3 protein-coding genes are annotated in these 7,088 nt (G+C 40.5%); all 3 read right to left on the reverse strand.

Annotated elements, in window-relative coordinates; all coding sequences use genetic code 11:
• Positions 1–2,045 (reverse strand): condensation domain-containing protein (locus GNF10_RS33690; protein ID WP_185607384.1); only part of this gene is annotated, 2,045 nt, incomplete at its 3' end.
• A gap of 64 nt (positions 2,046–2,109) precedes the next feature.
• On the reverse strand, positions 2,110–6,369 hold the full coding sequence (locus GNF10_RS33695; protein WP_185579973.1) for a type I polyketide synthase: 4,260 nt from the start codon (positions 6,367–6,369) through the stop codon (positions 2,110–2,112).
• A 2-nt stretch (positions 6,370–6,371) separates the two neighbouring features.
• On the reverse strand, positions 6,372–7,088 hold a 717-nt coding region (locus tag GNF10_RS33700), incomplete at its 5' end, for a phosphopantetheine-binding protein (RefSeq protein ID WP_260446176.1).

Here is a 7,088-nt window from a genome sequence, read left to right on the forward strand (position 1 = left end):
TAAATTACATTAGCTAGATTAAAAGCTTTGGCTTCACTAGTTGGGTTATCTTGATTGTTTTGGGCAATTTGTGACCAAGCTTCATCTAAATAGACTTGTTTTGCTTGAAGCTGTGGAAGTCTGTCAAGAAGTCGTTGCTGAGTTAACACTAACAAAACTTGAGCATCTTCTAGCATGAAGCGCAAACGCTCAGTAGGATACTCTGGGTCAAGTGGTAGGTATGCTCCGCCTGCTTTGAGAATACCTAGTAGTCCCACCACCATTTCTATTGAGCGTTCTACACAAATGCCTACTAGCACATCTGCTCCTACACCCAATGAGTGCAGGTAATGGGCCAACTGGTTAGCACGACTATTCAACTGCTGGTAAGTCAGTTTTTGATCTTCAAACACAACTGCTACAGCATTGGGGGTACGCTTAACCTGCTCCTCAAACAACTGATGAATACATTTATCTTGGCAATAGTCGGACTGGGTATCGTTCCAGTCAACCAATAATTGCTGCTGCTCAAGTTCTGTTAGCAGAGGCAATTGCGAAATCGGCTGTTGAGGGTTAGCAATAATTCCTTCAAGTAATGTTTGGAAATGCCCATTCATCCGTTCAATAGTGGCTGCATCAAACAAATCAGCGTTGTACTGCCACATACCCACTAGTCCAGTTGCCGTGTTCTGCAATGATAAAGTTAAATCAAACTTGGCAACTGTGCTTTGAGTTGGTAAAGGACTGATAGTTAAGCCAGTAAGCTCTACTTCAGATATGGGCGCATTCTGGAGGACAAACAACACCTGAAACAGTGGTGTATAGCTGAGGTCTCGCTGTGGCTGCAATGCTTTTACCAACTCATCAAAGGGTAAGTCTGCATGAGCATAAGCTTGCAATATGCGTTGTCGTACTCGACTGAGCAATTGCTGAAAACTGGGATTACCTGACAAATCGGTACGTAATACTAAAGTATTGACAAAAAAGCCAATTAGCCCTTCAAGTTCCAAGCGATCGCGGTTAGCAATGGGTGTACCCACTACAATGTCATCGGAGCCTGTATAGCGATAAAGCAAGGTAACATAAGCTGCAAACAGCGTCATGAATAGGGTTGCTCCCTCTTGCCTACTGAAATTAGTGATCGCTTGACTCAGTTCATTTGATAATTCTATATATTGGACTGCGCCCCGGTAATTTTGAATGGCTGGTCTAGGTCTATCCGTGGGTAATTCTAGTAAGGTAGGAGCGTTTTTGAGTAATTGCTTCCAGTAATCAAGCTGCGTTTGGAGTACTTCTTTTTGTAACCATTGCCGTTGCCAAATCGCAAAATCGGCATACTGAATTGGTAGCTCAGGTAGCTCTGGGGACAAATTATTGCAGAGGGCTGAGTAAATGGTTGCTAACTCGCGCATCAATATGCCTGTTGACCAACCATCCACTAAAATGTGGTGTACTGTTAGTAGCAAAGCGTATTCTAGCTCTTTAAGTTTCACCACACAAGCTCGGATTAAAGGAGAACTAGCAAGGTAAAACGCTTGAGCAGCTTGCATCTTAGCTAATTGTTGGCAAGCGATTTCTCTTTCACTTTCAGGTAGTTCTGTGAGGTCTACTACTGGCACACTTAAGGTTAAGCTGTCAGCAATTACCTGGACTGGCTGTTCGTTGATAGTGTGGAAGTTGGTACGTAAAACTTCGTGGCGCTCAATAATTTTGTTGAAGCTTTGCTCTAGCGCCACGACGTTCAACTGACCGTGAAGTTTTAAAGCTGTTTGTTCGTTGTAGAAAGGGCTATCTGGTTCCAACTGGTTTAATAACCAGAGTCGTTCTTGGGCAAAAGACAGAGGTAAGTTCTGAGGACGCTTGGTTTTTATCAGGGGTAAATCTGTATCGGGAGCCGCATTTTTCTCGTGCAGCAACAAGATAAGTTGTGCTTTATTTTTAGCTAATAAGTCACGAGTTTCTAGCGTCAATACTCCCTTTGGAGCATTAGCACGCAACTGCTCACCCTCAACCCACAACTTCACACCCTGTTTACTAAGATCAACTACCAATTGTTCGATATTCACAGAAACATTACTCCACTTCAGCTAATTCGTAATTCGTAATTCGTAATTTAAAATTAGTTTTTATTCAAATTGTTATTTCTTCTCTATCAATTGCACCTACATTGGTATCTGGCTCTAATTGTTTTTCTAGTTTTGCTGCTATTTCAACTATTGTGGGAGACTCAAACAAATTCGCTACAGTTAATTTAATAGAAAAATTGCTTCTTAATCTCGACAGAACTTGAACAGCTATTAAAGAGTCTCCTCCTAATTCAAAAAAGTTATCATGGATTCCTACCTGTTTAATTCCTAATAATTCTTGCCAAATCTCAGCGATTTTTTGCTCAATATCATTACGGGGGGCTATATATGAATTTGGCAAATTAGGTCTGGAGTGGAGTGCAGATAAGTTTTCTTGCTGAAAAATATCCGGCTTTCTTTGTAATGAAATATCTGACTTAGTCTCAATATTTTTTTGTCTAGATTTGGTGCTAAATGCGGCTGATGCAGAAGCTTGAGCCATAATAATCTGATGCTCAAGTGCTTCAGTTTCCGGAAAAGCGGCAACTTGAACAAAGTCTTGAGCGCGTAGTGCTTCAAACCACTGGTCTAAAATGATAAAAGGCTGACCTGGATTGCGTCTTTTATCGTCTAAAGGTTTCAACAGCAGACCCCAACTAATATCAAAATCTATTTTCGGCTGCGTTATTTCCCACAGTAATAGAAAGCCGCCAGGAGCTAATAAAGAGCGTACATGGTGGAGTGTTTGATCTATGTTCCGAGTTGCGTGCAATACATTAGAGGCTATGATTACATCAAAGCTATACTTCTCAAATCCTTGCTCAGTTGGAGACTTATCTATGTCTAGTAATCGGTATTCAACGAATGAATAGTCATTAAACTTCTGTTGGGCTTGAGTTAGAAAGCCGCTACCAATATCAGTAAAAGTATAGCTGGTTTGTTTGGGCTGCAATACAGGTAATAATGCTTGCGTAGACACACCAGTACCTCCACCAATTTCTAGAACTTTTAGGTGAACAGATGATGGCAATGATTTGACTACCTGTTCCAAGCTTGAGCGCAAGATAGAGTTGTAGTAAGTAATTAACGGAGATTCTGAATATGAACCGTTGTTTTCTTTTTGATAAACTAGTTCATTGAAAATCTCTAATGGTTCTTGTTCACCAACAACAACAGCAGCTAAATTTTCACCACAACGTTGCACTAAATCTAAATCTACTAAAGATGAAGCAGCGAACCTAGCTTTGACTTGCTCTAAATGTTCATTAATATAATCTTGTAAATACGGTAATAGCTTACTAAATAATCCCTCCTGTTGCTGTAGTTGTCCTTGCTCGACTAATATTTGCAACCATCTAGAGAACAATTGCTGATAGCGGGGAGAAATATCGTATTGCGCCAACAAATTCTCTAAAGAATACTTGTCTTGGGGATTACTAAAAGCCCCTAATTGTTGGAATGCAGAGTTGATGTAGGCTGTACATAAACGATCCAACAATTGTCTATTCTCTTGATAGGTTAACTCGTTAAGTTCTGCATTTCTAGTATTTGCTTGTTTTTGACCTGCTTGTGTAAGCGATGTCCACAATTGTGATGTTGGGGGTAAAGTTTGCAACTGTCCCCAAGCTGCTTTTTGTGGGGGGTCAATCCAATAACGTTGGCGTTCAAAGGGATAAGTCGGTAAGGGAAGACGGTAATATTCATCCTGACTATAGAATCCAAACCAATCTACTTTGACTCCAGCCAACCAGAGTTGACCAAATGTGTTGAATAAAACACGAGTATCGGATTGCTTTTCTTGAGGATGACGTACCGAAGTCAAGACAGTTTGTGCGGCTGCTTTGTCTGGATGCCTTTTAACTAATGTAGTTAGTGTGTGTCCTGGCCCTACCTCTAGTAAGACTTGCTCCGATGTTGCCAATAATTTCTCTACACCAGAGGCAAACTGTACTGTGGAACGCAGATGTTGAGCGTAGTAGTCAGGATTTGTGGCTTGGGTGACTGTAATCCAAGTGCCAGTAAGGTTGGAGATATAAGGAAGTTTTGGCGGATTTAAAGTAACTTTTTTGACTCGCTCTGCAAATGCCTCTAAGATTGGTTCCATCATCTGGGAATGGAAGGCATGAGAAGTATGCAGACGGCGGCATTCAATTCCTTGAGCAGCAAGCTGATTTTGTAGTGCCTCTACTGCTGCTATGGAACCAGAAACTACACACTGAGAGGGTTGATTAATTGCTGCAACAGAAAGTTCTGTCCCTAATAGGGATTTTACCTTATCTGCGGGTAAGGGAATTGAAAGCATTGCTCCAGTAGGCAGTTGCTGCATCATCTGTCCGCGTGCTGCTACCAGAGATAAGGCATCTTCTAGGGAAAAAACTTCTGCTAGAGTTGCTGCTACATATTCGCCAATACTGTGACCGATCGCAGCTTGTGGCTCTACTCCATAAGACTGCCATAATTTAGCTAGGGCGTATTCAATTACAAAAATAGCAGGTTGAGCGATCGCTGTTTGTTGAAGTTGCTTTGATACCTCATCAATATTTGATTCGCTGGGATAAATAATATGACGTAAATCTAGCCCTAGTAGGGGTTCAAGAATTTCTGAGCAATAATCAACTTGTTCTTTAAATACTGTTTGGGTTTCGTAAATTTCCCGCGCCATGTTGACATACTGAGAACCTTGACCGGGAAACATAAAGACAACAGACCGTTCTGTAATCTCTGTATAATTGGTAAAAACTTGTTGGGCTGCTAAATTACTAAGACCTTTAACAGCATCTTCTAAATCGTCACAAATCAACATCCGCCGATGATTAAAACCCCGGCGACCACTATTGAGGGTAAAAGCTACATCGCCTAAATTAAGCTCAGGATGCTCTTTTAAATGCGTGATTAAATTAGCTGTTGCGTTCTTAAGCGCACTCGCAGTTTTAGCCGACAGACACAACAGAAAATATTCACTTTTTAATTTTAAATTTTTAATTTTTAATTGAGTTGGTGCTTCTTCTAAAATGACATGAGCATTAGTACCCCCCATACCAAAGGAACTAACCCCAGCACGGCGAGGAATGTTATCTGTTTTCCATTCAGTCAGGGTTGTATTGACGTAAAAAGGGCTGTTGGCAAAATCAATTTTAGGATTAGGTGTCTCAAAGTGCAAACTCGGAGGCAGCATTTTATGTTGCAGTGCTAATACAGTCTTAATCAAACCTGCGACACCTGCTGCTGTATCTAAATGTCCTAAGTTGGTTTTTAACGAACCAATAGCGCAGAAACCTTTTTTATCAGTACTTTGACTAAAAGCTTGAGTTAAAGCTGCAATTTCAATCGGGTCGCCTAAAGGTGTAGCGGTGCCATGAGCTTCTATATAGGAAATTGTTTCGGCATCTACACCCGCTATAGCTTGAGCTTCGCCAATCACTGCTGCTTGACCGTTAACACTAGGAGCCGTGAAGCCCACTTTCATTGCACCATCGTTATTGATGGCCGAGCCTTTAATAATTGCATGAATGTAGTCGCGATCACTTATTGCATCCTTTAATCTTTTCAATACCACAATCCCAGCACCACTACTGGCAATTGTTCCTTGTGCCTTAGCATCAAAAGCACGGCAGTGCCCATCAGGAGAAAGAATCATTCCTTCTTGATATAAATAACCTATTTTTTGGGGAATGCTCAGAGTAACTCCACCAGCTAAAGCTATGTCACATTCACCATTTAAGAGACTTTGACAAGCTACATGAACAGCAACCAAAGAAGTAGAACACGCTGTTTGCACATTTACTGCGGGGCCAGTCAAGTTGAGTTTATATGCAACTCGTGTAGGTAAAAAATCTTTATCGTTGGAAATTCCTAATTGGATAGGGTCAATTGTTTCTAATAATTGATAATGGGGATAGAGATTATTGAGCAAATATCTACTCATCCCTACACCACCATAAACCCCTATTAAACCATTGTAGGTTTGCGGGTCATAACCAGCTTTTTCGATTGCTTCCCAAGCCAGTTCTAAGAATAGCCGTTGTTGTGGATCTATTAACTCAGCTTCTTTGGCACTATAAGCAAAAAAATTTGCATCAAACAATTCAATGTCTGATAGAACAGCACTAGCTTTTATATAATTAGGGTTACTCAGCAAATCTAGAGAAACGCCAGAATTTATTAATTCTTCATCCGTTAGTCTGGAGATAGATTCTACGCCATCTCGTAAATTCTGCCAAAATGATTCAATATCTTTTGCACCTGTAAATCTACCAGCAACAGCAATGATTGCTATTTCAGAGTTATTAAACTCATTATTATTATGCGCTAAATCTATTATCATTTTTACCTTTTTCTCTGAGAGCGATATTGTTGTCTTGATTCCAATTGTTGGTTTCTTAAAGTTTTACTCTCGCTATGAGATTGAGTACGATAAGTATTTTCTTTAATTGTATATTCTTTTTTTAATTTAATGTTCAAGTATTTACTTAAACTATGTACAGTGGGATAATCAAACATATCAACTATAGACAGTTCTAAACCAAATATTTCTTGTAATTGCTGATTAATTCGTACCAGTAGTAACGAATGACCTCCTAGTTCAAAGAAATTATTGTAAATTCCCACTTTCTCTACTTTCAGTGCTTGTTGCCAAATGCCAGCAATGATTGTTTCTACTTCTGTATTTGGCATTACATAATCTGATAGTTCCTGTTGTAAATCCGGGTTAGGCAAAGCGCGACGGTCTACTTTGCCGTTAGGTGTCAGGGGTAAAGACTCCAGTTTCACAAAAACAGATGGCACCATATACCCAGGAAGTTTATTGGAAAGAAACTGGCGCAGTTCGTCCGTTGTGGGTGTACTTCGACTCCGCTCAGTACAAGTCACCTCTTTTTGTGGCACTACGTAGGCAACTAAGCGCTTACTTCGGCTCCTTTCGACTTCGCTCAAGGCAAGCCGCTCAGTACAAGTATTACCCGAAGTTTCTTCACGAGCGATGACACAACATATCTGCACATCATCATGTCGGCTCAGTAATGCTTCGATTTCTCCCAACTCGAT

The organism is Nostoc sp. UCD121, assembly GCF_014222285.1.
Taxonomy (GTDB): Bacteria; Cyanobacteriota; Cyanobacteriia; order Cyanobacteriales; family Nostocaceae; genus Nostoc.

Excerpts from the sequence above, each read along its gene's own strand:
- GNF10_RS33695 (WP_185579973.1), bottom strand. The coding sequence starts at position 6,369 with ATGATAATAGATTTAGCGCATAATAATAATGAGTTTAATAACTCTGAA.